Source organism: Homoserinimonas aerilata, from assembly GCF_006716125.1.
Lineage (GTDB): Bacteria > Actinomycetota > Actinomycetes > Actinomycetales > Microbacteriaceae > Homoserinimonas > Homoserinimonas aerilata.
The window spans coordinates 1,819,299-1,844,745 of record NZ_VFOM01000001.1 but is presented as its reverse complement, the minus strand read 5'-3'; the positions used below and the strand labels follow the sequence as shown (position 1 = coordinate 1,844,745).

General features: G+C 66.7%; 19 protein-coding genes. 10 read left to right on the top strand and 9 right to left on the bottom strand.

Translation table 11 applies throughout. The features are described 5' to 3' along the window. Positions 1-23 precede the first annotated feature (23 nt). A complete protein-coding gene (locus FB562_RS08630; protein WP_141880726.1) occupies positions 24-1,418 on the bottom strand; it encodes a hypothetical protein in 1,395 nt (464 codons plus the stop codon). Between the two features lie 168 nt (positions 1,419-1,586). Between FB562_RS08630 and FB562_RS08625 the strand changes: the two genes are divergently transcribed. After that, positions 1,587-2,936, top strand: a complete 1,350-nt coding sequence (locus tag FB562_RS08625) for a glycosyltransferase (protein ID WP_141880725.1) — start codon at positions 1,587-1,589, stop codon at positions 2,934-2,936. A 43-nt stretch (positions 2,937-2,979) separates the two neighbouring features. On the opposite strand, the gene FB562_RS08620 is transcribed toward FB562_RS08625, so the two are convergent. Further along, positions 2,980-3,594: an acyltransferase gene (locus FB562_RS08620; RefSeq protein WP_141880724.1), complete on the bottom strand. Its 615-nt coding sequence runs from the start codon at positions 3,592-3,594 to the stop codon at positions 2,980-2,982. Positions 3,595-3,728: 134 nt separating this feature from the next. Between FB562_RS08620 and FB562_RS08615 the strand changes: the two genes are divergently transcribed. After that, a complete protein-coding gene (locus FB562_RS08615; protein ID WP_141880723.1) occupies positions 3,729-6,206 on the top strand; it encodes a glycosyltransferase in 2,478 nt (825 codons plus the stop codon). Here FB562_RS08615 and FB562_RS08610 read toward each other — a convergent pair. Then, the gene (locus FB562_RS08610) at positions 6,181-7,761 is read right to left on the bottom strand and encodes a DUF2142 domain-containing protein (RefSeq protein ID WP_141880722.1); all 1,581 of its coding nucleotides are present in this window, start codon (positions 7,759-7,761) and stop codon (positions 6,181-6,183) included. The two genes, FB562_RS08615 and FB562_RS08610, sit on opposite strands and share 26 nt — an antisense overlap. A 168-nt stretch (positions 7,762-7,929) precedes the next feature. Between FB562_RS08610 and FB562_RS08605 the strand changes: the two genes are divergently transcribed. The 4 genes from FB562_RS08605 to FB562_RS08590 all read left to right on the top strand — a co-directional run bounded on the left by FB562_RS08605 (position 7,930) and on the right by FB562_RS08590 (position 13,532). Continuing rightward, entirely contained in the window at positions 7,930-9,168 is a 1,239-nt protein-coding gene (locus tag FB562_RS08605; RefSeq protein WP_141880721.1) for an acyltransferase family protein, read from the top strand. 81 nt (positions 9,169-9,249) lie between these two features. After that, on the top strand, positions 9,250-10,320 hold the full coding sequence (locus FB562_RS08600; RefSeq protein WP_141880720.1) for an NAD-dependent epimerase/dehydratase family protein: 1,071 nt from the start codon (positions 9,250-9,252) through the stop codon (positions 10,318-10,320). 12 nt (positions 10,321-10,332) lie between these two features. Continuing rightward, a complete protein-coding gene (locus FB562_RS08595; RefSeq protein ID WP_141880719.1) occupies positions 10,333-11,649 on the top strand; it encodes a hypothetical protein in 1,317 nt (438 codons plus the stop codon). A gap of 11 nt (positions 11,650-11,660) precedes the next feature. Then, entirely contained in the window at positions 11,661-13,532 is a 1,872-nt protein-coding gene (locus tag FB562_RS08590) for a hypothetical protein (protein ID WP_141880718.1), read from the top strand. Positions 13,533-13,538: 6 nt separating this feature from the next. Here the strand turns inward: FB562_RS08590 and FB562_RS08585 are convergent, their stop codons facing one another. The 4 genes from FB562_RS08585 to FB562_RS08570 form a co-directional block, all read right to left on the bottom strand. Further along, positions 13,539-13,892: a DUF2304 domain-containing protein gene (locus FB562_RS08585; protein WP_141880717.1), complete on the bottom strand. Its 354-nt coding sequence runs from the start codon at positions 13,890-13,892 to the stop codon at positions 13,539-13,541. After that, the gene (locus FB562_RS08580) at positions 13,889-14,590 is read right to left on the bottom strand and encodes a glycosyltransferase family 2 protein (RefSeq protein WP_141881165.1); all 702 of its coding nucleotides are present in this window, start codon (positions 14,588-14,590) and stop codon (positions 13,889-13,891) included. The genes FB562_RS08585 and FB562_RS08580 overlap by 4 nt, the downstream gene beginning before the upstream one ends. Before the next feature lie 110 nt (positions 14,591-14,700). Then, positions 14,701-15,624: a glycosyltransferase gene (locus FB562_RS08575; protein ID WP_246081404.1), complete on the bottom strand. Its 924-nt coding sequence runs from the start codon at positions 15,622-15,624 to the stop codon at positions 14,701-14,703. Positions 15,625-15,645: 21 nt separating this feature from the next. Further along, positions 15,646-16,737, bottom strand: a complete 1,092-nt coding sequence (locus FB562_RS08570; RefSeq protein ID WP_185740494.1) for a glycosyltransferase family 4 protein — start codon at positions 16,735-16,737, stop codon at positions 15,646-15,648. Between the two features lie 55 nt (positions 16,738-16,792). Here FB562_RS08570 and FB562_RS08565 point away from each other — a divergent pair, with 55 nt between their 5' ends. The 3 genes from FB562_RS08565 (at position 16,793) to FB562_RS08555 (ending at position 19,824) form a co-directional block, all read left to right on the top strand. Next, on the top strand, positions 16,793-17,764 hold the full coding sequence (locus FB562_RS08565; RefSeq protein WP_141880715.1) for a glycosyltransferase family 2 protein: 972 nt from the start codon (positions 16,793-16,795) through the stop codon (positions 17,762-17,764). A 72-nt stretch (positions 17,765-17,836) separates the two neighbouring features. Further along, the gene (locus tag FB562_RS08560) at positions 17,837-18,823 is read left to right on the top strand and encodes a GDP-mannose 4,6-dehydratase (RefSeq protein WP_141880714.1); all 987 of its coding nucleotides are present in this window, start codon (positions 17,837-17,839) and stop codon (positions 18,821-18,823) included. A 23-nt stretch (positions 18,824-18,846) separates the two neighbouring features. After that, a complete protein-coding gene (locus tag FB562_RS08555; RefSeq protein ID WP_141880713.1) occupies positions 18,847-19,824 on the top strand; it encodes a GDP-mannose 4,6-dehydratase in 978 nt (325 codons plus the stop codon). Between the two features lie 248 nt (positions 19,825-20,072). Here the strand turns inward: FB562_RS08555 and FB562_RS08550 are convergent, their stop codons facing one another. Together FB562_RS08550 and FB562_RS08545 are read right to left on the bottom strand one after the other, a co-directional pair. After that, positions 20,073-21,647 (bottom strand): DUF222 domain-containing protein, encoded by a 1,575-nt coding sequence (locus FB562_RS08550; protein ID WP_185740493.1) that lies wholly within the window; start codon positions 21,645-21,647, stop codon positions 20,073-20,075. A gap of 301 nt (positions 21,648-21,948) precedes the next feature. Next, complete coding sequence (locus FB562_RS08545) at positions 21,949-23,244, bottom strand: O-antigen ligase family protein (RefSeq protein ID WP_246081403.1); 1,296 nt, start codon at positions 23,242-23,244, stop codon at positions 21,949-21,951. A 356-nt stretch (positions 23,245-23,600) separates the two neighbouring features. On the opposite strand from FB562_RS08545, the gene FB562_RS08540 reads away from it, so the two are divergent. Beyond that, complete coding sequence (locus tag FB562_RS08540) at positions 23,601-25,445, top strand: polysaccharide biosynthesis protein (protein ID WP_342777291.1); 1,845 nt, start codon at positions 23,601-23,603, stop codon at positions 25,443-25,445. The last annotated feature ends 2 nt before the right edge of the window (positions 25,446-25,447 follow it).

Sequence of the window (25,447 nt, the reverse complement as noted above, 5' to 3'; positions counted from 1 at the left end):
CTAACCGAGCAGCCGAGCACGCGTCAGCCGTACAGGCCGATGACGGAGAAGGTGCTCACGGCGATGCCGTAGCCGAGCACGATCCATGCGGCGATGTTGTTTCGCGCGATCATTCCGATGGCGAGGAGCATCATGGGCGCCATCCCCAGCGTGTAGCGGGGGATCACCGGGGCCACCTCCCCGAGGAGCAGTTGCAGTGCGATCATGAGGGCCGGCGCGAACAGGGTCGCGGAGATGATCACGGCGATGCTCCATGCCCGGTTCATGTCGTCGCGTCGTTCTGCGAAGAACCAGCCGATGATGCCGGCGACAAGCATTGCGGAGTATGGCGCCTGCATGATGGCCACCCACGAGATGTCGGGGCCGACACCATCCCGAGGCAGCAGGAAGGTGAACAGCGAGGCGATGACGGCCTGAGGGGTGAGGTCTATGGAGATGCCCTGGTCGGGGCCTTCGCCGATGCTCGACGCCTTCCAGATCACCAGCCAGATGAGTTCGGCGGCGATGGCGATCGCGGCGACGACTGCGCTGACGACGCCCATGCGGCGGGGCGAGGGGTGCGGTGCATGGTCGCCGGCGCGATGGCGGAAGAACGCGTGCACGAGCAGTGCCACGACGACGATGCCGACCGCGAAGATGTTGGTGATCTTGAGCCACACGGCGATGGCGGATGCGATGGCGAGCCATGGCGCGTGGCGCCCGGTCTTCGCGAATCTGACGGCGAGCAGGCCGAGGGTTGCCCCGGCCAGCAGGCTGGGCGCATCCGTGCTGATGAAGGTGGATGCGTAGAAGGTCGTGACCAGACCGATGTAGCTGAGCCCCAAACCGAGGATGAGGATCGGCCTGAGCCGGAACTCGCGGAGGAACATGGTGAGCACGATGAGCCCGCCAGCGAGCCAGAGGGCGCTGACCGCGCGGCTCGTGGTGAGCATGTCGACCCCGGTGACGAAGTGGGCGACCGAGGCGACCGCCCATGTGGTGGCGAAGTAGGCGGGTGTGTACGGGTCGGCTGAGGTCTTGCCCTCCTGCGGGTACACCTCTGGCTCGTCGTACACGCCGTCGAGGCCGGTGCAGGGTTCGCCTCTGGCTCCGAAGCCGTCGCCGAAGCAGGCCATCATGCTGAGCGCATCCTCGCCGATGTATTCGCCCTGGTGCACGTAGAGCTGGCTGGGCACCTTGGTGATGTAGTCGTAGTAGACCCACTCGTCGTAGGGCGAGAACTGGTGGGAGTGCTGGGCCAGATTGCTCACGCACATGGCGAGCGCCACCAGCACGAGCACGATGGTCACCCAGAACTGCTTCACCCAGCCGCGGAAACCCGTTGCGGGTGTGCGATCGGTGCCGAGGAGACGGCCATCCGATGTCTCGACCGCGGTTGCATTCGAGAGTTCGGGCCGAGCGCGACGGAACAGCTTCATCGTGGGTGTGACCGGAGCCTTTCGGGCGGGGATGGGGCAGAGAACGGGTCATAGCCTAACCGCTGATCCTCAGCTGTTTCCGATAGTCGGCGGGGTGCGGAGTGTTAAGATCGGGTGCCGCTCTGCACTTCCGCGTCTGCGGCTCCCCGCCAGTTAGGACGATCATCCATGCCCCAGCGCCGACACGTTCTGGTCGTCACCGCTGACTCTCTCTCCACTCGCATGGCAGGTCCGGCGATTCGTGCTTTCGAGATGGCGAAGCAGCTGTCGAAGGTGGCGGATGTGCGGCTTGTCTCCACGACGTACGCCGCGTTGGAGCATCCGGATTTCGAGATCATCGACGCCACAGCGGGAGGGCTTGTCTCGAGCGTCAACTGGTCGGATGTGATCGTGTTCCAGGGGCACCTGCTGGCGTCGTTCCCGTGGATCAAGGAGACCGACAAGATCATCGTCGCCGACATCTACGACCCCATGCATCTGGAGCAGCTCGAACAGGGCAAGGACCTCGGCGAGAAGGAGCGGCTGGCGGGTTCGATCGATGTCGTCGGTGTGCTCAACGACCAGATCCAGCGCGCCGACTACATGCTGTGTGCGTCCGACAAGCAGCGTGACTTCTGGTTGGGCCAGCTGGCGGCCATGGGCCGGGTCAACCCGGTCAACTACGACCACGACCCGAGCCTGCGCAAGCTGCTCGATGTTGCGCCGTTCGGTTTGGACGACACCGCGCCCGTGCAGCGTCGGCACGCCATCAAGGGCGCCATCCCGGGCATCGGCATGGACGACAAGGTCATCCTGTGGGGTGGCGGAATCTACAACTGGTTCGACCCGCTCACGCTCGTGAAGGCCGTCGCGGCGCTCGCGGAACGGCACCCGAACGTGCGCCTGTTCTTCTTGGGCGGCCAGCATCCGAACCCCGCCGTGCCGAAGATGCGTATGGCTTTCGAGGCACAGCAGCTGGCGGAGCGGCTGGGCCTGCTCAACAAGATCGTCTTCTTCAACGAGGGCTGGGTTCCGTATGAGGAGCGCGCCGATTTTCTGCTCGACGCCGATCTGGGTGTGAGCACGCATCTCGACCATCTCGAGACGGCCTTCAGTTTCCGCACCCGCATCCTCGACTACCTGTGGGCGTCGCTGCCGATCGTCAGCACCGAGGGGGACACCTTCGCCGAGCTGATCGCCGCGCACCGCCTCGGGCAGGTTGTTCCGGCTGAGAATGTCGCCGCGCTCGAGCGGGCCCTCGAGGAGGTGCTCTTCGATGAGGCCGGGCATGCCGCGACGAGGGCCCGCGTCGCCGAGTTCGCCGAGTCGATGCGGTGGCCCATCGTGCTCAAGCCGCTCGTCGATTTCTGCCTCACGGGCGAGCGCGCCCCCGACCTGATCGAGAACGTCGAGCTCACCGGCATGGTCAAACTGCGGGAGCTCCGCACGCGAGTCGAGGGTCTCGAGTCGAGCTTCTCGTGGCGCGTCACCAAGCCGATCCGTTCTCTCAGTGACGTGGTTAAGAAGCTGCGCAGCTGAGCAGCTTCGGATGCGTTGGGGCTGCGGCGCGCGGCTGCTGCGCCTAGTCCGGCAACACCTCGACGAGCTCATCGGATGATGCCTCACGATACTGTGCTCCGGTGACAGGGCATTCCCACAGGCCGTCGCCGAGCGCCGTGAGGGGTCGCCCTGCGCGGCCGACCCATCCGATGCGACGGGCAGGGCTGCCGACCATGAGGGCGAAGTCAGGGACGTCTTTCACAACGGTCGAGCCGGAGCCGATGAGTGACCAGGCCCCGATCGTGACGGGGGCGATGCAGACGCTCTTGGCGCCGATCGAGGCACCTTCGCGGATGGCGACGCCGACGGGCGTCCAATCGTCGGCGGACTTGGGGCTGCCATCCGGGTTGACGGCGCGCGGGAACTCGTCGTTGGTGAGCACGACGGCGGGCCCGATGAATACCCCGTCGGCGAGTGTCGCCGGCTCGTAGACGAGCGCGTGGTTCTGCACCTTGCAGTTGTCGCCGAGGCTGACGCCGGGGCCGATGTAGGCGCCGCGGCCGATCGTGCAGTTCTCGCCGAGCACGGCGTTCTCGCGCACCTGGGCAAGGTGCCACACCTTTGTACCTGCGCCGATGGTGGCTGTCGCCGCGACGTCGGCCGTCTCGTTGATCATGGTGGCGGGCTCGGGTGACATCGTGGCTCCCTGGGCATGGTGAGGAGAATTCGACTGGAACCCCATCGTACTGTCGGCCCGCTCCCGAGCAATGGGTCTCAGCCGCCGATTGGTAGACTCCGGGAGGTCCGAAGCCCCTCATCCGAAAGGCCCCCATGCCCAAGCTGCGACCGGGTGTCGTCTCTGTCGTCCTCGTGAACTTTCGGGGTGCCGATGACACGATCGAGGCGATCGGCCACCTGGGCCGGGTCGACTGGCCGCAGGAGAAGCTCGAGATCGTGGTCGTCGAGAACGGCTCGGGCGATGACAGCGCCGAGCGCATCCGGGCGGCCGCACCGCACGTGAACCTGGTCGTCTCCGCGACGAATGACGGCTTCGCGGGCGGATGCAACAGGGGCGTGGCCGCATCCAGTGGCGAATTCATCGCGCTGCTCAACAATGACGCGCGCCCCGACGAGCAGTGGGTGCGCGCCGCCGTCGACCGTTTCGCCCAGGATGACGCGATCGGCGCAGTCGCCAGCCGCGTACTCGACTGGGATGGCACCCTCGTCGACTACATCGGCTCAGCCATGACCTGGTACGGCATGGGCTACAAGCCGTTCACGGCGGAGCCCGTGCCGAGCATGCCGAGCAAGGCGCAGGATGTTCTCTTCGGCACCGGGTCGGCCATGTTCGTGCGGCGCCACGTCTACGACGCCCTCGGTGGTTTCGACGAGCGCTACTTCATGTTCTTCGAAGACGTCGACCTCGGCTGGCGGCTCAACCTGCGCGGCTGGCGTTACGCCTACGAGCCCGCCTCGCTCGCGTACCACAAGCACCACGCCTCCATGGCTGAGTTCGGGCCGTACAAGGAGACGTACCTGCTCGAGCGCAATGCGCTGTTCACGCTCTACAAGAATCTCGAGGAGAAGGCGCTGCACGAGGCGCTTCCGGCGGCCATCGCGCTCTCCATCCGCCGCGGCGTGACCCGCAGCGAGCTCGACTCCACCGCCTTCGACCTGCGCAAGCCCGGCGGCGACGACCAGACTGCCATCGAGATCCCCAAGCAGGCCGTCTCGGCCATGTACGCGATCGACCAGTTCACCGAGAACCTGCCCGGCCTGCGCAGGTCGCGCGACGAGGTGCAGACGACTCGTACCGTCAGCGACAGCATGCTGTGGCGGCTGTTCGGCGAGGTCGACGCCCCCGTGTACCAGGCCGAGAACTATCTCGACGGCTACACCAACCTGGTCACCGCCTTCGATGTGCTCGAGCCAACCCAGCGCACCCGCGTGGTCATCGTCACGGGTGACCCCATCGGCAAGAAGCTGGCCGGCCCCGCCATCCGCGCCTGGAACATGGCCGAGTTGCTCTCGCACGACAACGACGTCACCCTCGTCACCCTCACGGGTGCGGAGCCCATCGACGCACCATTCCAGATCGTGCATGTACGCCCCGGCGACGACAGCAGCTTCGGCAAGCTGGAGCAGTGGGCGGATGTCATCGTCTTCCAGGGTCACGCCATGGCCGTCTTCGAGACCCTGCGGCAGAGCGACAAGATCCTCGTGGTCGACATCTACGACCCCATGCACCTCGAGCAGCTCGAGCAGGGTCGCGAGCTGCCCGCAGCGCAGTGGGCGCAGCAGGTGAGCGACGCGACGGATGTTCTCAACGAGCAGCTTGAGCGCGGCGACTTCTTTCTGTGCGCATCCGATCGTCAGAAGATGTTCTGGCTCGGCCAGCTCGCCGCCCTCGGCCGCATCAACCCGGCCAACTACGACGGTGACCCCGATCTCGACGGCCTCATCAGCATCGCGCCGTTCGGCCTCTCCTCGACGCCTCCCGAGCACGAACGCGATGTTCTCAAGGGGGTGCTGCCGGGCATCGGCACCGACGACAAGCTGCTGCTGTGGAGTGGCGGCCTCTACAACTGGTTCGACCCGAAGACGCTCATCAGGGCCGTCGCCGCAGTCTCGGAGCGCCGCGACAATGTGCGCCTCTTCTTTCAGGGCACCAAGCATCCGCACCCCGGCGTGCCCGAGATGGCGATCGTCGCCGAATCTCGCGCGCTCGCCGAGGAGCTCGGCGCGCTCGACCGCTCGGTCTTCTTCAACGCATCCTGGGTCGACTACGCCGAACGGCAGAACTACCTCACCGAGGCCGACGCAGGCGTCAGCACCCACTTCTCGCACATCGAGACGACGTTCTCATTCCGCACGCGCATCCTCGACTACCTGTGGGCCGAACTGCCCATGGTCGTCACCGAGGGCGACCACTTCGCCGAGCTCGTCGCGGCCGAGAACCTCGGAATCGTCGTCGAAGCCGGCAACGTCGAGCAACTCGCAGAAGCCCTCGAAAAGGTGCTCTTCGACGAGGCCTTCATTGCCGAGGCGAAGGCCAACATCCACAGAGTTCGCGAACGCTACTACTGGCAGGCCGCGCTCGCGCCTCTTGTCGACTTCGTCGCCGACGCCCACCACGCGGGCGACCGCAGCGCCCTCAGCGCACGCAAAGCTGCCGGTGCCGCTCGCGACCGCAAGCGTCGCCGACGCACGGGGCTCGCCCGCGACATCGAGCGCGCCGTCTACTACCTGCGCACGGCCGGGCCGAGCGCCGTCATCGGCAAGGTCAAGAAGAGGCTGAAGCGCCGCTGAGCTCGCGCCGCAACTGCCGCGCGAGCAGCAGGGCGGATGCGGCGGCAGCGATGGCGAAGAGCACCAGGATCACGATGGTTCCGCCCGGCGGCTGCCATTCGGGTGACCGCACGAAGTCGAGCCAGGAGTTGTCTTCGCCGACGACGTAGCGGCGCAGCACGGCCGTGAACGTGTACAGCTGCGACAGCGCCAGGGCCGCGATCACGATGACCGTCGCCCTGCGCGCCGATGACCCGCCCTGTGCGGCCCAGGGGAGGGGGCGGATGTTCGTGGCCACGAATGCGGCCGCCGCGATCAGCAGGCAGGCGAACAGCGGAAAGTTGTAGCGGCCCTGCCAGATGAACCCGCCGCCGGTGATGTAGATGCCCTGGATGATCGCCGGAAGCAGCAGGAACGCGGCGAGGAGCGCGACGGTCACCCCCAGTTCCCGACGGCGCAGGAGTGCGCCCGCGGCCAGCAGCAAGCCGCCGATGAGGGTCGCCCAGACGAACTGCGCCATGAGCGGAGCCGGGGTGTCCATCCAGCCGAAGAACCCGATCAGCTGGGAGCCGAACTCGAAGGTGCGGGTGAGGGTGAAGACGAAACCGTAGGCTGCCGGCGCACCCGTGCCCGGGTACACGGGCGCATCGCTGTCTCCTATCCCTGCGGTGAGGGAGCTCGTGCCGATGACCCATGCGACGGAGAATCCGGTCACGACGGCGACCCCGGCGATCGCCGCGATGACCGCCCGGGTGGCGAGAAGTTCGCGCAGGCGTGGCCAGGGCAGTAGAAAGAGGGGAACGATGATGGCGACGGCGAGCCAGACCGGCGAGAGGCCGCGCGAGTTCACAGCGGCGAGGGCGGCGACGACAAGCACCGCCGATCTGCCGGCGAGCAGGGCGGCGCTCGGCTCGCGCACGATGCTGAGCATCGCCACGAACACCGCCAGAATGCCTGTCGTCTCGACGCCGTTCGGGTTGATGGTTCCGGCGAGGAACAGCAGCATGGGGGTCGCGATGACCGCCAGCGCGAGTGTCGGGATGGCCGGGCGCCGCCAGGTGGCCACCATCATGAATGACAGCGCCAGGAACACGGTCGTGAACAGGGCGCTCATGATGCGCATCGCGTAGACGCCGACTTCGCTGTCGAAGAGCAGCGACGGCCAGCCGGTCACGAGGTAGTACACGGGGTTGTAGAGCCCCGCCGTGGTGGTCGACAGGACGATCGCGCCCGGGTCGCCCGGGGCTGCTGTCGAACATCCGGCCGACACCTGGTCGTTGAAGGCGTAGCAGGTCTGCGCGTGCGTCCATGCGATGTACTGGGGAACGTGCACGACATGCCCGAAGTCGCCGGGGGCGCCGATGAATTCGCCGCGCACGACGGATGCCGCCTTCACCAGGTGGGCCGGTTCGTCGGGCGCCGCGCCGATGGGGGTCGCGAGCGCCCAGAGCGTGCTGAGAACGAAGAGCGCTGCCCATGCCGTCCAGAATGTGCGCCAGTGGCGCCGGATGCCGTGCTCCTGCGGTGCCGTCACCCCCGACCTCGAGATGGTGGGGGTGTCGCCGGGAGTGGGCATGGGCCGTCCTGATCAAGAGGGGGTTTATGCCCGTCGAAGGCAGGGCAATCCCGCCCATTGTATTAGTCTGTAGGCCTGTCCGTCGGGCGACGTCGGCCGAGGCTGTGGTGTCGCCGCCAGGTTCCGTCTCGGGCGCATCCCCAGCATCCAAGGAGTTTTCCGCTCATCATGACCTCCGCATCCACCGCCGAGGGGTTGCCGCCGAATCCGCCGGCCCCGGCAGAACGCAAGCCGTTCCGCAGCCTGTCCGACGGCATGGCGGGGCACCGCAACTCGCTCGGGGTGCTGCGGTTGGTGCTCGCTGGCCTCGTCATCTTCTCTCACGCGTTCCCGCTGGGCGGCTGGGGCGACGATCCGATGCGCAGCTGGACGCGCAACCAGGAGTCGATCGGCGGATTCGCGGTGGTTGGCTTCTTCGCCATCAGCGGCTACCTCATCGCCAAGAGCGGCGCAGGCAGCGACATCCTGCAGTTCATGTGGCGTCGGGTTCTGCGCATCTTCCCGGCGTTCTGGCTCGTACTTATCGTCGGCGCCGTCATCGTCGGGCCCATCGTCTGGCTCATGGACGGCAACCGCCCCGGTGGTTACCTGACGAACCTGGGCGCGGGCGGCCCTGTCGGCTATGTGCTGCTGAATGCCGACCTGACCATCAGGCAGTGGGGCATCTACGACATCTTCATCTCCACGCCCTGGGGAGAACGGGGCGGCGCCAGCGCCCTCAACGGCTCGCTGTGGACGCTCGCCTACGAGTGGAGCTGCTACCTCATCATCGCGCTCTTCGTTCTGCTCGGAATTCTGAAGAGAGCCAAGTGGATCGTGCCGCTGGTCACGCTGTTCTACTTCGGCGTCGCCCTCTCCACCATCGTCGCGCCTGGCTTCGCCGCGTCGATCTTCCCGGCCTTCGGTGATTCGTTCCGCATCACTCTCACCCTGATCTTCCTCATCGGATCCTGCATGGGCCTGTATTCGCGCAGCATCCCGCTCGACGACCGGCTGGGCATCCTGAGTGCCATCGTCGTCGTCGCGAGTCTCGCGCTCGGCGGCTGGATCATCGTCGGCTACCCGGCATTCGCCTACCTGCTGCTGTGGGGGGCGTCGCGCCTTCCGCAGCGGGTGCAGTGGATCGGCGCCAAGAACGACTACTCATACGGGGTGTACGTGTACGGCTTCCTCGTGCAGCAGTTCACGGCCTACCTGGGCTGGCACCACTGGGGTTACGTGCCCTGGGTTCTGGCGACCATCATCGTGACCGGCGGATGCGCCTGGCTGAGCTGGCATCTCGTGGAGAAGCGGGCCATGCAGCTGAAGGATTTCGGCCCGGGCCGGGGCATCCGGTACTGGTTCGATTGGGCGCGTCAGCGCTTCGGCCGAAATTCTGAGAAAATCAAGGCTGCCCCGCAGGAATGAGCGGCCGGGCGCGCACGGCAGCGTCAGCGTCACCACAGCGTCAGCGTCACCACAGCGTCAGCGTCACCACGAGGAGAACAATTGCAGTCATCGCAGCTCGGCACCGTCCTTGTCACCGGCGGAGCCGGATTCATCGGTTGCGCACTCTCGCAGCTGCTTGCCGGGAAGGCGCAGCGCTGGGTGGTGCTCGACAGCCTCCACCCGCAGGTGCACCCGTCGACTGAGCGCCCCGCCGAGCTGCACTCTGCGGCCGAGCTGGTCGTCGGCGACGTCACGGATGCGGCTGCCTGGGATGCGCTCCTCGCCGATGTGAAGCCGGATGTCGTCGTGCATCTGGCCGCGGAGACGGGAACCGCGCAGTCCCTGCACGAGGCGACGCGTCACGCCGACGTCAATGTCGTCGGCACGACCGCGATGCTTGACGCTTTCGGTCGTGCCGGCCACACACCATCTCACTTCGTGCTCAGCAGCAGCCGCGCCGTCTACGGCGAGGGAGAGTGGCAACGCGCCGACGGCAGCACCTTCCTGCCCGGCCAGCGCTCGCACGCGCAGTTCGAGCGCGGCGAATGGGACTTCGCCGGCGCCAAGCCGCTGCCGAGCGCGGCCGCCCGCACCTGGCCGGCACCGACCAGCGTCTACGGCGCGACCAAGCTCGCCCAGGAGCACATCCTCTCCGCCTGGACCGGCTCGCACGACAGCGCGCTCACCATCCTGCGCTTCCAGAACGTCTACGGGCCGGGCCAGTCGCTCATCAACCCGTACACGGGCATCGTCTCGCTGTTCTCGCAGATGGCGATGCGCGGCGAGAGCATCCCCGTGTATGAGGACGGCCGCATCACCCGCGACTTCGTCTTCATCGACGACATCGCGAGCTCCCTCGTCGCCGTCATCGAGCATCCGCCGGTCGCCGACGGCGTGCCGCGCTTCGACGTGGGCTCCGGCGTGGGCACCACCATCCTCGAACTCGCGCAGTCGATCGCGCGGTTCCACGGCGCGCCCGAGCCGAAGATCAACGGCGCCTACCGCGACGGCGATGTGCGCCACGCGGAGGTCGACATCAGCGACTCCCTCGACAGCCTCGACTGGAAGCCCGAATGGGATGTCGACCGCGGCGTCGCGGCGCTGCAGGAGTGGATCGCGGCGCGGGTCTAAGGCGCAGAACCCGTGGAGCCCGACCTGAGCGGTGAGCCGGATGGCGCGCTGCCCGCCGCCGTGCCGGTGAGCGCCGTGCCATCGAACGATGGCGGATCGAGCGGTGCCACCCTCATTCTGGGCGCCACCGTCGTCGCCGGCGTGGCCGGCTACCTGGTCACCTGGCTCGTCAACCTGATGATCGGCCCGGCCGCCTACGCGCTCTTCGCCATCTTCTGGGGCGCAATCTACCTCGTCATCGGGGCCCTCTCCGGGGTTCAGCAGGAGATCACGCGGGCGACGCATCCGATCGAGCCGGGCAGTCGCGAGAAGGCCAGCCGCGCCCGCAATTTCGCTGTGACCGGCGCCCTCCTCGTGGCTGTCGTCGTCATCGCATCCGCCCCGCTCTGGGTCGACCGAGTGTTTCCGGATGCCGGATGGGCGCTCGTTCTGCCGCTGGCCGTGGGCGCCGCCTCCTATGTGCTCGTGGCGACGCTGTGCGGCTCGCTGTACGGGGTCACGCAGTGGCGCTCGCTCGCCCTTCTGATCGGCTTCGACGCACTTCTCAGGCTGGCCCTGCTGGGTGTCGCGCTGCTGTTCACCCACGACATCGTCGTGCTCGCGTGGATGGTGGCGCTGCCGTTCCCGCTCACGATCGCGCTGCTCTGGCCGGTCGTGCGTGGTGGCTTCGTGGGCCGCAGCGACATCGATGTCGGCTACCGGGCGCTCACCTGGAATGTGGCCCGCACGGTGCTCGCCTCCACGGCGACCGCGATGCTGGTCAGCGGTCTGCCCCTGCTTCTGGGCGTGGCCGCCGTCGGCGTCGACCAGAGCCTCCTCGGCGAGCTGCTCTTCACGATCACCCTGTCGAGGGCGCCGCTCATCGTGACGGTCATGTCACTGCAGAGCTACTTCCTGCTGCAGTTCCGCAACAACCCGGCGACGTGGGCGCGCACCTTCCTGCGCATCCAGGCGGCCATCGCCCTCGGCACGATCGTGATCGGCGCGCTCGGCTGGTGGCTCGGGCCGGCTGCATTCGCTCTCGTGACGGGGCGCCCCAGCACGATCGACGGCTCATTCATCGCCGTGCTCGTTGTCTCGTCGGCGCTCGTGGGATCGCTGTGCCTGAGCGCCCCGGCCGTGCTCGCCAAGGGGCAGCACTTCATCTACTCGCTCGGCTGGGTGGTGGCGGCGATCGTGACGATCGCCGCGCTCGCCCTACCGATCGGTTTCATCGACAGCGTCATCGTCGCACTGCTCGCAGGCCCCGTGGCGGGCCTGCTCGTGCACCTGGGCTGGCTGCTCGCCGTGCGAGGCAGGGTCGGCGCGAGCACGATGGCGGCGCCGTGAGCGAAACACACGTGACCGTAACGCAACGGAGCCATCGTGCCCGGCTCGCCCTGGTGGCGGCCCTCGCCCTCGCCATCGCCGCAGCCGCGATCTGGGCCGTGTTCGGTGGGCCCATCGGCATCCTCCTCCTGATCGCCCCTGTGCCGTGGATGTTCGCCATCGGTGCGCGCCGCGGCGTCGCCCTGGCGATCTCGGCACCGCTCCTGCTCAGCTGGTGGCTCCTCGCCGCGGTGCTCGCCGCGACAGCAGCGACGGGCGTGCCCATGCTGGCGGCGGTCATCACCCTGTGGGCCATCATCGGGCTCGGCGGTGCGGCGGCCTGCGTGAGCAGGGTCGACGTCGTGCGGCTGCCGTCTGCCGCCTCACTCGTCGCCTGGCTCCCGTCACTTCTCGGTGCCGTCATCTGGTTGGGCACGGTCGTGGCCTCGCACGTGGTTCCCGGCGCTTCGCGCATCGGCTGGGTGATGGGCGGCGACTCGGCCAACAACATCCTGTTCGCCCGCGAGGTCGTCTACCGCGGCGGCATAGTGTTCGGCCCAGAAGAGAACCCGGTTCCGCTGACGTCCGTGCTCATGGGCGTCTCCATCGCCTCCGGGCGCGACGGGGTCGCCCCGCAGCAACTGCTCGAGCACGACCTCTCTGCATTCGCCGGGCTGTGGGCGTTGCTCGTCGCCCTCATCTGTGTGCTCGCGGGTACCGTCGCCGCATCGATCGTGCGGTCGCTGACCCTTCGCCCGCTCACCATCGGAATCGTCGCGGCTGGCGCATCCTGCCTTCCCCTCACCTGGTTCGTGTCCGGCTACCCGATCGAGTTCGGCTTCTTCAACACGATGGTCGCCCTGGTGGTCGTGCTCGCCGCGTTCCTGTGCTTCCTCAGCTATCGCACGGGCCCCGCTCTGGTGCTCGCCGTGCAGGCCTTCGCCGCCACGCTGCTGCTCGCGGTCTGGAGCCCGCTCGTGCTGCTCCCGGCCGCGCTGGGGCTCGTCGTCGTCGCATTCAGCTGGCGCGGGCTGCTCTCCGTTCGCCGCCTCGGGCTCTGGGTGCTCCTGTTCGCGTTCGCACAGATGCTCGCCTTCGGCATCGCCGTGGTCCTGCCGAGCGTTCTCGCTCTGGGCGACTTCCTCACGGCGCAGGGAGGCGCGCACGGCTTCCGCAAGGTCATGCTGCCCTTCTTCGGGCTGGCCGCCGCCGTGCTCGCGATCATCGCCCTCCGCGGGCACCGCAGCTCCGCGCTTGCCGGCACCCTTGCGTTTGTCGCAGCGTCAGGGGCCGGGCTGGGCATCCTGCTCTTCATCTCCCGTAACGAGCCGTCACCGTGGACGTACTACCCCCTCAAGTTCGCGTGGCTGGCATCCGTCGTTCTCATCGTGATCCTCGCGGGGCTGCTCCCGGCGCTCGTCGTGCGCGTGCTGCGGTCGCACACGGCGCAGAATCTCGGCGTCGCGGCAGCAATGGTCGTCACGGTGTGTGCCGTCATCGTCATGCCCGCCGTCGCGTTCGGCCTCGACACGCGGGCACCCGCGGCGCGCATCATCGACGGCGACTACCTGGGGGAGGGCGATGTCGTGGCCGAGCAGGTGGTGGCGCTCGCCGACCCCGAACAGTCGCACATCCTGTGGGACTCGGGGGAACACTACGAGCCCGCCGTCAACTTCTGGCTGATGACCATGTGGGCCGACTCGATGAACGAGAACTTCGATCTGCGCTCGGCCGCATACGGCCTGGAAGGCACAGAAGACCTTGCCGTGCTCTGTCGCAACATCGAGCTGATGGGTGGCGGCACCATCGTGCACAGCCGTGTCCCGGGCCTTCAGCAGCAGCTCGACGAGGCCTGCCCCGGAACCGGGGCCGAGGTCGTCGATGCTCAGGCCGCGGCGGGCTGAGCGGCCCTACTCGGAGGTTTCGCGTTCCTTCTGCGCCAGCTCGAGCAGCGCAACACGCTCCGCGAGTGTTCGCGTCTTGCTTTCGAGTTGGGTCAGTTCGGAGCTGTGCTGCAGGCACACGAGGAACAGGATGGCGATGCTCACGAAGAACACGAGGTTGATGGGCACCTCGACCCCGACCAGATGCGACGCCCACACCAGCGTGTCGGGAAAAACCCCGGCGATGAGTGCCAGCAGCCCGGCGACGAACCACCAGATCGCGTGCCGCTCGCGCAGGTGGCGGCGGCGCAGCAGTTCCACCACGACGGCCAGGATGAGCAGGGCCGAGACGATGCCGAAGATGTAGCTGGTCAGGGTCATACGCTGCCTCCCACGCGGTAGGTGGACTTGGGGCGGATGAACGCGAAGACGAGCGCCAGCGCGGCACGCCCCAGGTAGGTGGCCGCCTTGAGCGGGTTGTGCGAGGGCACGCCGCCCGCGCGGGGCCTCATGGCGACCGGAACCTGGGCGACGCTGAGGCCGGAGCGGGATGCGATCACGAGGGCCTCGATCGTGTCACCCAGGTACTCGGCCGGGTAGTGCTCGGCGAACAGGGCGATCGCGCGGGGCCCGGATGCTTTGAATCCGGATGTCGTGTCGGTCAGTTTTGTGCCGGCGGTGCGGCTGAGCACGGCGGCGAGAAGTTTCATCGCCCACTGCCGCGGCCCGCGCACCGCGTAGTCGCCCTCGCCGGCGAAGCGGGCGCCGAGCACGAGGTCTGCCGAGTCGAGGCCCGCGAGCAGTGCGGGAACGCCCGCGGGGTCGTGCTGGCCGTCGGAGTCGACCTGCACGACCGCGTCGAAGCCGTTCTCCAGGGCGTAGCGGAAGCCGACGCGCATGGCCCCGCCGACTCCGAGGTTGAACGGCAGGGTGGCGACGAGGGCGCCGGCTTCTGTGGCGACCTGTGTTGTCGCATCCGCTGACCCGTCGTCGACGACGAGCACCGTCACTCCGGGGAGTTTCTGCTGCACTTCGCGCACGACGTCGCCGACGGAGGCCTGCTCGTTGAATGCGGGCATCACGATGAGGGCGCGGCGGTTGGGGGAAGACACGCTGACGATTCTACCGAGTCGCACCCGAGCGGGTTGAGTAGGCCCGCCAGGGCCGAATCGAAACCGCGCCCCGGCAGCTAGTACGGCAGCCCGAGAACGTGCCGCGTGAGGGTGCGCTTGCCGGTCTTGTTGTTTTTCACGATCGCACCGGGCAGTTCGGTGAGCGCGTTGAGCCGTGAGGTCACATGGTTGCGCGCGACGCGCGCGGCGCGCGCCCAGCCGAGTGCGCGGCTGGCGTCGGCGGCTTCGTAGAAGAGGGTGCGCTCCTGCCGGAACTTGGAGCCGTCGGGCCCCGTCACGGCCGAGACGCTGTTCGAGTGTCGCCGGTAGTTGAACACCACCTGGTCGTCGAGCACGAGTGTGCCGCCGGCTTTGGCGATGTCGAACAGCATGGCGAGGTCTTGCACGACGTCGAGGTCGGTGCGGAATCCGCCGCTGAGGCGGCTGGTGCGCCACACGAGTGACGGAAAGTAGGTCCAGTTGCCGCGCAGCAGGCTGACGGCGAGCGCTTCGCCGCTGAGGGTGCGCACGCCGGTGCCGCCGAGGCGGTACCAGCCTTTCACCCGGTCGGCGAGCGGCTTCGACGCTGCACCGTTTTCGTCGATGACGCTGACTCCGGGCTGGATGATGTCGGCATCCGGATGCTGTCTGATCAGTTCGCGCACGCGCCCCACGTAGCCGGGCAGCATCACGTCGTCGCAGCCCATGATGACCACGAATTCGCTGCGGGCGAGGCCGACACTTTTGTTGTAGTTGCGGCTGGGGCGCAGGTTCTTCTCGTTGCGGATGTAGCTGACGCGCGGGTCGTTGATGGCTTTCGCCCATTCGCCGGGCGCGAGGTCGGGGTAGACGTCGTCGACGATGGTGAGGCGCCAGTTCTGGTCTTCTTGCGCAAGCACGCTCTCCACGGCGAGCCGGAAGTGCTCGAAGCTGCCCCAGAACGGCATCATGATGTCGAGCGGTTCTGTCGCTCCCGGGTGGGTGGTGTTCTCAGCGGTCACGGTGATCCAGCCTAGCTGCGGCTACTGTGCGAGCGCCGCGCGGAAGCTGTCGAGCGTCTCGCGGGCGACTCGCTCCCACGAGAACTGTTTCGCCCGCTCCCTGCCGCGCACCGACAGTTCGGCCAGCTGCTCGGGTGCCGCCATGAGTTCCTGTACGACGCGGGCGAGGTCGGCCGGGTCCTGCGCGGAGTAGAAGACCGCAGCATCCGCCCCCACCTCCTTGAGTACGGGGGTGTCGGCGAGCACGGGCGGCAGGCCGATGTTCATCGCCTCGAGGGTGGGCAGCGATGATCCGCCGGCGAGCGTCGGGTCGATGATGGCGGTGGCGGTGTCGAAGAGCCGGGTGAGTTCTTCTGTCGACACCCACTCCTTGAGTTCGACGGTGTCTTCGAGTCCGAGTTCGCGCACGAGCGGCACGAGCGGGTCGTCGCCGTGGCTGCCGGTGATGACGAGTCGCGGCCGCCGATCGGCAGGGATCTCGGCCCAGCCGCGCACCACGTTCTCGAAGCCCTTGTAGGGGCTGCGCTGCCCGATCGAGATGAAGAGGTCGCGTTCGCGTTCGCCGCCGCCCCCGCCGAGGGTGTTGGTGCGGCCGGCGAGCGGAATCAGGTCGATCCGGTCGGCCGGGAACCGCAGGTGTTTGCGGATGGCCGCGGCCGACACTTCGCTGATGGTGATGAGGCGGGCGGCTTTCGCGGCGGCGCGCCTCTCCATCCATTTGACCGGCTCGGTGAAGAGCTTCGTCTGCATGAGGTGCGGATGCGTGAAGTACAGCAGGTCGTGCATGGAGATGACGACGGGCACGCTGGGGTTCAGCGGCCCGAGCATTGCCGGCCCGTGGATGAGGTCGGCCCCGGCGCGGCGGGCGGCTTTGGCGACGCTGAACAGTTCGCCGAACGCCCAGCTGAGGCGGTTCTCGCCGCTGATGCCCGAGTCGATGACTTTGCCCGGAAACCAGGGGGCGCCTTTCGCGGCCAGCTCGCTGCTCGCGTAGGCGACGTACTCGAATTCGCTGTCGACGGAGGCGAGCGTTGAGTACAGTTCGCGCGCGTAGACCTCGATGCCCCCTTTGGTTCCCGTGGATTGCAGCAGGTTGACGAAGACGAGAGGCATGCAGCAATGGTATCGGCGGGCGGGTGCGCCGGGCCGCGCCCGGTAGTCTCGTGCCGTGGTCACCATCTCCGTCGCGCTGTGCACCTTCAATGGCGCGCGCTTCGTCGAGCAGCAGCTGCGCAGCATCCTGGACCAGTCGTTGATGCCGCGCGAGGTGATCGTCGCCGATGACGGGTCGACGGATGCAACGCTCGAGCTGGTGCGCGCCGTCCACGAGCAGTATGGCGACGGCGTCGAACTGCGCGTTCTGCCGTCGGAGCGCAATCTCGGCGTGACGGCCAATTTCGAGCGCGCCGTTCGGGCGTGCACCGGCGAGTTCGTGGCGCTCAGTGACCAGGATGATGTGTGGCACCGCGACAGGCTTGCCACGGCGGCCGCCGCACTCGACGCGGACCCGGCGCTGTTGCTGCACCACGGCAATGCGCGCCTTGTTGATGCGGAGGGGCATCCGCTCGGCGTCTCGCTGCTCGATGCGTTGTCGGTGTCGGCGGGCGAGCGCGAGCAGATCGCCTCGGGTCATGCCTTCGACGCTCTCGTGAGGCGCAACCTGGTGACGGGTGCGACGGTCATGTTCCGGCGTGAGCTGCTCGAGCACGCGCTGCCGTTCCCCAGCGAGTGGGTCCACGACGAGTGGCTTGCGATCGTCGCGGCCGCCGTCGGGGGAGTGCGGCTCGATGATGCGGAGATCATCGACTACCGGCAGCACGGCGGCAACCAGATCGGTGCGCAGAAGCCCACCCTCCGGTACCGCATCGGCCGGATGCTCGAACCTCGCGGTGACCGCTACACCAGGCTCGCCGCCCGTGCGGGGGCGCTCGCCGGCCGCATCGACGCGCTGCCGACCAGCAACCACAACCGGCAGCTGGCCCACGACAGGGCGCGCTTCGATGAGCTGCGCGCAACGCTGCCCGCCTCGCGGCCGGCGAGGCTGCGCACGGTGGTGCACGAGTGGCGGGCGGGCTCCTATGCGGCGCTCTCCAGCCAGGGCAACCTCGACGTTGTGCGCGATCTGCTTCAGCCCGCCTGACATCCTTCAGCCCCCGCTAGTCTTGACGAAGCTGAAACGCGCAACACCCCCACGACACGACGGAGAACTTGGATGCCTCGGGCCCTCATCACAGGAATCACCGGCCAGGACGGCCTCTACCTCGGTGAGCTGCTGCTCTCGAAGGGGTATGAGGTATTCGGTCTCATCCGCGGCCAGAACAACCCCAAGCGTGAGCTGGTCGAGACCACCCTGCCGGGCATCACGCTACTCACCGGCGACCTGACCGACCTCTCCAGTCTCATGCGCGCGCTGCAGGCGAGCCAGCCGGATGAGATCTACAATCTCGGCGCCATCTCTTTCGTCGCCTACTCGTGGGAGAACGCGAGCCTCACCACCGATGTGACCGGCAAGGGTGTGCTCAATATGCTTGAGGCGGCCCGCATGTATGCCGGCGATGATGTGAGCGGCATCCGTTTCTATCAGGCGTCCAGCTCGGAGATGTTCGGCAAGGTGCAGCAGGTGCCTCAGAGTGAGGAGACCCTGTTGTGGCCGCGCTCGCCGTATGGTGTGGCGAAGGTCTTCGGTCACTACATGACCATCAACTACCGCGAGTCGTATGGCATGCACGCGTCGTCGGGCATCCTGTTCAATCATGAGTCGCCTCGCCGTGGCCCCGAGTTTGTCACGCGCAAGGTGTCGCAGGCGGTCGCCCGTATTTCGCTGGGTCTGCAGGATGAGATCGTCATGGGCAACCTGGATGCGAAGCGCGACTGGGGTTTCGCCGGCGACTATGTGGAGGCCATGTGGCGGATGCTGCAGCAGCCCACCGCGGATGATTACGTGATCTCCACGGGTGAGACGCATTCGATCCGTGAGCTGCTGGATCACGCTTTCGCCGCGGTCGGCATCGAGGACTGGTCGGGTTATGTGCGCCAGGATCCGGCGTTCATGCGGCCGGCTGAGGTTGATCTGCTCATCGGCGATGCGAGCAAGGCGCGCGATGTGCTCGGTTGGACGCCCACGGTCAGCTTCCCTGAACTGGTGAAGATGATGGTCGAGTCGGATGTTCATGAGCAGAAGGCGTCGGCGACCCGCTGAGCGAGCCCACACAGAGCAGACCCATGTCGATCGCATTTGTCACCGGAATCACCGGCCAAGATGGCAGCTACCTCGTCGATGACCTTGTCGCTGATGGCGTCGAGGTTCACGGGCTGGTGCGCTCCTCCGACGAAGCCGTCGAAGAACTACGTGCCCGCCACCCCGGAATTGTGCTGCACGAGGGAGACCTTGCCGAGTCTGCGTCACTGAAGCAGCTTGTGCTCGATGTGGGCCCCGACCGGGTCTTCAATCTAGGCGGCATCAGCTCTGTGGCTTTCTCGTGGCAGCATCCGGAGCAGACGGCCCGCATCACGGGGCTGTCGGTGGCGACGCTCCTGCAGGCCTGCCTCGAGGTGCAGCAGCGCGATGACCGGCCGGTGCGTTTCGTGCAGGCGTCGAGCAGCGAGATTTTCGGCAACCCGCCGAGCTCTCCGCAGGATGAGAGCACGCCTATCCGGCCGACGTCGCCGTACGGCGCGGCAAAGGCGTATGCCCACCATCTGGTGGGCGTGTATCGGGCGCAGGGGCTGCACGCGTCGTCGTGCATCTTGTACAACCATGAGTCGACGCGCAGGCCGGAGGCTTTCGTGACGCGCAAGATCACCGCTGGTGTGGCGCGCATCGCCGCCGGGCGTCAGGATGTGCTCAGCATGGGCAGCCTGGATGTGCGTCGCGACTGGGGTTGGGCGCCCGACTATGTGCGAGCCCTGCAGTTGGCGCAGCAGCACGAGACCGCCGATGACTATGTGGTGGCGACGGGCGAGACGCACACGGTGGAGGAGTTCGTGGGCGCTGCCTTCGCGGCGGCCGGTATCGATGATTGGCGGCAGCTGGTCGAGATCGATCCGAGGTTTATCCGTCCGGCCGAGATTTCTTCTATGCAGGGGGATGCGTCGAAGGCGCGCGAGGTACTGGGTTGGTCGCCGTCGGTCGCGTTCGATGAGCTCGTCGCGCGCATGGTGCGCCACGATCTGACTCTGGTGGAAGACACGCGGCACTAGCCAGCACGGCACGCACCGCACCGCACGCACCGCACCGCACCGCACGCACAGCACCGCACAGGCCTGCCTGCCTGCCTGTCTGCCTGCCCGACCGCCGCCACGCCTACGCGGCCAGCCCGCCCGCCAGCACGCCCGGCTGCCCAGCCCGCAGCCAGCCTGTTTGCCCAACTGCCCGTGTCGTCGATGGTGCAGCCGCGCATACAGCCGTGCGCCGTGGCTGTCGGGTGTCGCTTGCTGCCGGCATCGAGTCACCCGGCTTCGCTTTGCAGGTCGCGCAGCGCCGCGCTCTTGTGCGGCATCGGTTGCGGGGTCTGGTGCGGGTCTTCGCTCGTCGGTGGGATGAGCCAATAGTTTGCTCCGGTGCGTGTGATCTCCCAGCGGTTGTTGTGGAGCAGCAGGTGGTGGTGCCGGCAGAGAAGTATTCCGTCGGCAAGGTCGGTTCTGCCGCCGTCGCGTTTCCATTGGTCTATGTGGTGGGCTTCTGACCAGGAGGGCGGCCGCTCGCATTCGGGCCAGCGGCATCCGCCGTCTCGCGCTGCGAGGCCGAGGCGTTGTCGAGTAGTGAACAGCCGGTGCTCGCGGCCGACATTCACGCACTGCCCATCGTCATCGAATGCGATCGGAACGATTCCCGTCTCGCAGGTGATGCGTTCGACTGTCTCGATCGACACCGGATAGTTCTGACCTTCGATTCGCCCGAAGTACGCCTCGCCCGGGCCCGGGCCCGGGCCCGGGCCCGGTCCCGATGCCGATGCCGCGCTATCGTCCTGGTTCGCTTTCCCGAGTGGACCTGACTGGTTGTGTGCTTCACGTTCGCGGTGCTTCTGGGTGGCACGCCCGCGCAGGGTGCGCTCGGTGACGAGTACTCTCATCGCGGGGCGGCGGGTGCCGAGTACTGCGGTGCCGGCGGAGCTCTGGTCGGTGTCGGCCCCGATGCGCAGCACTGCGAGCAGCCCGTCGAACGCGAGCTGTTCGTGACTGCGCGGGTCGCGGCTGATCGTCTGAGCGTGCGCCCGATCGTCGGCGTCGACCATTCTGACGGCGCCGCGCCGCGGTGAGGTGAGTTGGTCGTAGACGTCGTCGAGGAAGGCCGCGTTCTCGGGGTCTGCCAGCAGGCTGTACGACGTCATGCCGTCGGGTCGCCGGTATCTCTTGAATGATCGCTGCGCGTGCCTGATGGCTTCACGTTCGGCTATGCCGGCGGCGTCCAGTTCGTCGCGCATCATTCGGGCTTCTGACAGCATCTGGTCGGCGTTCAGTGTCGAGGCCAGCTGCACCAGCACCTCGGCCGCCCGTCTCAGGGCTGAGGCGGTCACTCCGGCCGCGTCTGGATGAGAGTCAGGCCCGCCGGTCGGCTCGCCCAGCCCGATGCGGATGCTCTCTGCCGCGTCGAGCGACAGCTTGCCTTCTGCGACCGCCTGGCCGACTGGGGTGAGCCATTGCCGGGGAAAATGGCCCAGAGCATCCGGAGCTGGCTCGACGATGCCACTGGCGATCTCAACGTCGCGCATCATGCCGCCGATGCGCACGAGCCGCCCGGCCTCGCGGCTGCTCACGCCGGTGACGTGTTGCAGTAGTTTCTCGGGCGTACGAAATCCGGAGCGCTGCGCCAGGCCGTCGGAGCCGATGCTCACCGCCGAGCGGCGGGCGACTTCGCCGGCTGCTGCTGCCGCACTGGCCTCGATGGTGCGGCGAACGGCGGCGAACACGCTCGTCACCTCGAGCAGATGCTCGGCCTCGAGTTCTTCGTAGGCCGCTGAATCGACGGGCAGCATGGATGCTGCCTTCGCCAGGCTGGCGAGCGATTCGGTGAGGGAGGACATGCATCCATCCTCACAGATTCGAACAAACTTTCGAAGGAATGCCGGCAATCTGTGGAGAACTACTTTTCGAACGCACCGGTGAGGAGTAGAGCCGCCAGAGCGGCCGCGCCGACCACCGGGCATGTTCCGGATGCTCGGCGCAGCAGCCCAGCCCGCGCAGCAACTCGGGGTCTGCTGAAAACGAAGGAGAATCGCCCGTTTGTGGCCGATTACGGACGTTCTGGGGTCATTCCGGCGAGGAACTCCTTCGTTTTCAGCAAGGCACGATCGGAGTGTGCTCCTCAGGGCGAGCGCCGCCACCTCACCCCAGCGGCTCCTGCTCCAGCGGCCGCTCGAACGCTCTCCGCCAGCTGAGTTTCTGTGATGCTTTGACGCAGCAGATCACGAAGGTGAGCCATCCGAATTCGACCAGCAGGCTGCTTTCGGCCAGGCCGGCGGTGATGAGCGCCGCCAGTACGATGGCCGGCCACGTGTACATGACGCTGCGTTGTCGTGCCGCGAGCAGCCATGAGCGCGTGAATGCGAGGCCGAGTACGCCGATGAAGGCGACCAGTCCGACGAATCCGAGCTGGAACCACACGTCGAGGTAGGCGTTCAGTGCTGAGCTGGTTTCGCGCATGTCGCCGGTGACGAACAGCACGTAGGGGGGCAGTTGGTTGTTCCATTGTCCGATGAAGCCCCAGCCTTCGAGCGGGTGCAGCGGGATCAGGTCGAGCATTTCGCGCCACCGGGTGAGGCGGTAGGCGAGTTCGCCGCCTCCGTTGAGCGCGGTGATGATGGGTGTGCGGAAGCTCCATGCGAGCACCGCCAGCACGGCGGCGAGGGCGAGCGTGCCCAGCTGCCAGTACCGCCGGTATCGTGGCGCCAGTTTGCGCACCCCGTACAGCACTGCGGTCGCTGCGGCCGCGACGAATGCGGTACCCCACGCGATGGGAGACGCCGTCAGAACGAGCGTCACCCCCGCCAAGGCCAGAGACCCGACCGCGAATGCGGGTTCGACGGCGCGGGTGCGCCATTCGATCACGAAGCTGATTCCGGCGATGACGGCGAGCATCCCGAGTTCGTTGCGGTTGCCAATGATGCCGGAGATGGGGCCCAGCTGGTCGAGGTGCGCGCCGATGCCCAGGAACCGGATGGGTGTGTCGATGAGTAGGCCCGACAGCACTTCGAGCGCGAGCGACACGATGAAGGTGAACCGCAGCACGTCGGCGAATGCGCGGATGATCTGGATGGTGTCTCGTAGCAGCGCCACGTGCATCCCGAGCACGCCGAAGCCGAACAGGTAGGCGAGGCTGCCGAGTGTCGCCCACTGGTATTGGCTCCAGAAGACGGATGCGGCGGCCCACAGCACGAAGACGGCCAGCGAGATTGGCACCAGGCCGGTGAGGTTGAGGCTTTCGCGGCGTGCCCAGAGCGACAGCAGGCTGAGTAGTGCGAGCAGGCCGAGCATGGCGTGCAGCGCGGGCCAGCCCATGGTGCGGTGAAGTGCGAATGCGAAGACGCCGAGGCCGACGGATGCCGTCGCCAGCGCGGAGGCGAGCCGCGGGCTGCTGAAGAACGCGGTGTAGGCCTCTTTGGCGGCGGCGGCGTGGGTCATCGCCTAACGTTATCGTTTCGTTGAGTGCGGCTGTGGCTGTGGGCGGGTACAGCCGCGGGCGGGTCCAATTGGGGAGTGTTCATGCTGGCTGAGCCCGCCGTTGGCGCGGCGAGGTCACACAATCCAATATACGAGTCTCGCGTTTGTGACACGCATCAAACCGTCGCCCGTGTCTTCTGTGGCAAACTGATTACCGCACACCTTTGTTTTTCGGCGGAACCATGTCGTTAGAGGGGTCGGGCTGACATTGCGGGATGCTGGATGCATGACGTCGGGCAGTCACCGGATGGTCAGTTCGTTTTTTATTGAATTCACCGTCGACGTGCGATGAAATACAGGAAGGCGAGTACTCTCTCGTGGCAGTAACCGAGCCGGAGTTGTCAGCCAAGGGTTCTGAGGTCAAGTACGCGGGCGGGCCGATGTCGCGCGTGTGGGCGAAGTTCCTTGTGGACGCCTTCGCTTGGGTCGTGGCGATCGTGTTCGCCGTGGTGCTGCGCTATGACCTCGATGTGAGCAAGGTGGTCTGGGAGCCGATCGCGGTGCTCTGTGTCGCCGCCGTTCTCGTGCAGCTGGTCGTCGGCTGGTTCGTCTACCTCTACCGCGGCAGGCACCCCTACGGCAGTTTCAGCGAGGTTCTGGCGCTTGTCTGGGTGATGGTGGCCGGAGGCGTGGTTCTCGGGCTGCCTGTTGTTTTGTTCGGCGTGCATTGGCAGATTCCGCGCAGCACGGTTCTTCTCGCTCTGCCGATCGCTTTCGTGCTGATGGGTGCGGTGCGCTATCTGAAGCGGCTGGTCACTGAACAGCTGATCACGCCGTCGGCCGCTGCAGAGAAGGCCTTGGTGTTCGGGGTCGGCTATCTCGGCGGCGTCATCGTGAAGCGCATGCGTACTGACAGCAACTCGCCCTATGTTCCTGTGGGTCTGATCGACGATGACCCGTTGAAGCGCAATGTCTGGCTTCATGGGGTGAAGGTCATGGGCACCCGCAGCGACCTCGGTGAGGTTGCGGCCCGCACGGGGGCGACCGTGCTGGTGATCGCTGTCGGTCGTGCCGATTCGGTCGTGTTCAGAGCTATTTCGGATGCCGCAGATGCCGCAGGGTTGAAGGTGAAGGTTCTGCCTCCTCTGCTTCAGGTGCTTGAGGGGCATTCTCGTCTGCGTGACCTGCGCGATATCTCGATCGAGGATCTGATCGGCCGGCATCCGGTCGACACTCAGATGGAGTCGATTGCCGGTTATCTGCAGGGCAAGAAGGTTCTGGTGACGGGCGCTGGTGGTTCGATCGGTTCGGAGTTGTGCCGGCAGATCACTAAATTCCGCCCGGCGGAGCTGATCATGCTTGATCGTGATGAGACGGGGCTGCAGTCGACGCAGATCTCCATTTCGGGTCATGGTCTGCTTGATACGAAGGATGTGGTGCTGGCCGATATCCGTGACGCGGATGCCCTGGCCAAGATTTTCGCGGAGCGCCGCCCAGATGTGGTCTTCCATGCTGCGGCGTTGAAGCATCTGCCGATGCTGGAGCAGTATCCGGAGGAGGCGTGGAAGACGAATGTGATCGGTTCGCTCAATGTCTTGCAGGCGGCGATGAACATTGGCGTCGATACCTTCGTGAATGTTTCGACCGACAAGGCAGCGAACCCGACGAGCGCGTTGGGCCATTCCAAGCGTGTCGCCGAGAAACTCACCGCCTGGGCTGCCGAGACGACGGGAAAGGCTTACGTATCGGTGCGCTTCGGCAATGTGATCGGCAGCCGTGGTTCGATGCTTCCGACGTTCACGTCGTTGATCGAGGCGGGGGGGCCGTTGACCGTGACGCATCCGGATGCGACGCGCTATTTCATGACGATCCCTGAGGCGTGCCAGTTGGTCATCCAGGCGGGCGGCATCGGCCGGCCTGCAGAGGTGCTGATTCTGGACATGGGGGAGCCGATTCGCATTCTGGATGTCGCGGAACGCATGATCGAGATGTCTGGCAAGGACATCGCAATCGTGTATACGGGCCTGCGCCACGGCGAGAAGCTGCACGAGATTCTGGTTGGGGACAACGAATCGGACAATCGGCCGATCCACCCCAAGATCTCGCACACTACGGTGAAGGTCATCACGCCTGAGCGGCTGAATCAGCAGGAGTGGGAGGCTCGGTGTCGAGTCGAAGACGGTCGCACTGAAGTCGAGCCTGCGACTTTGGGTGGCAGCTAGTC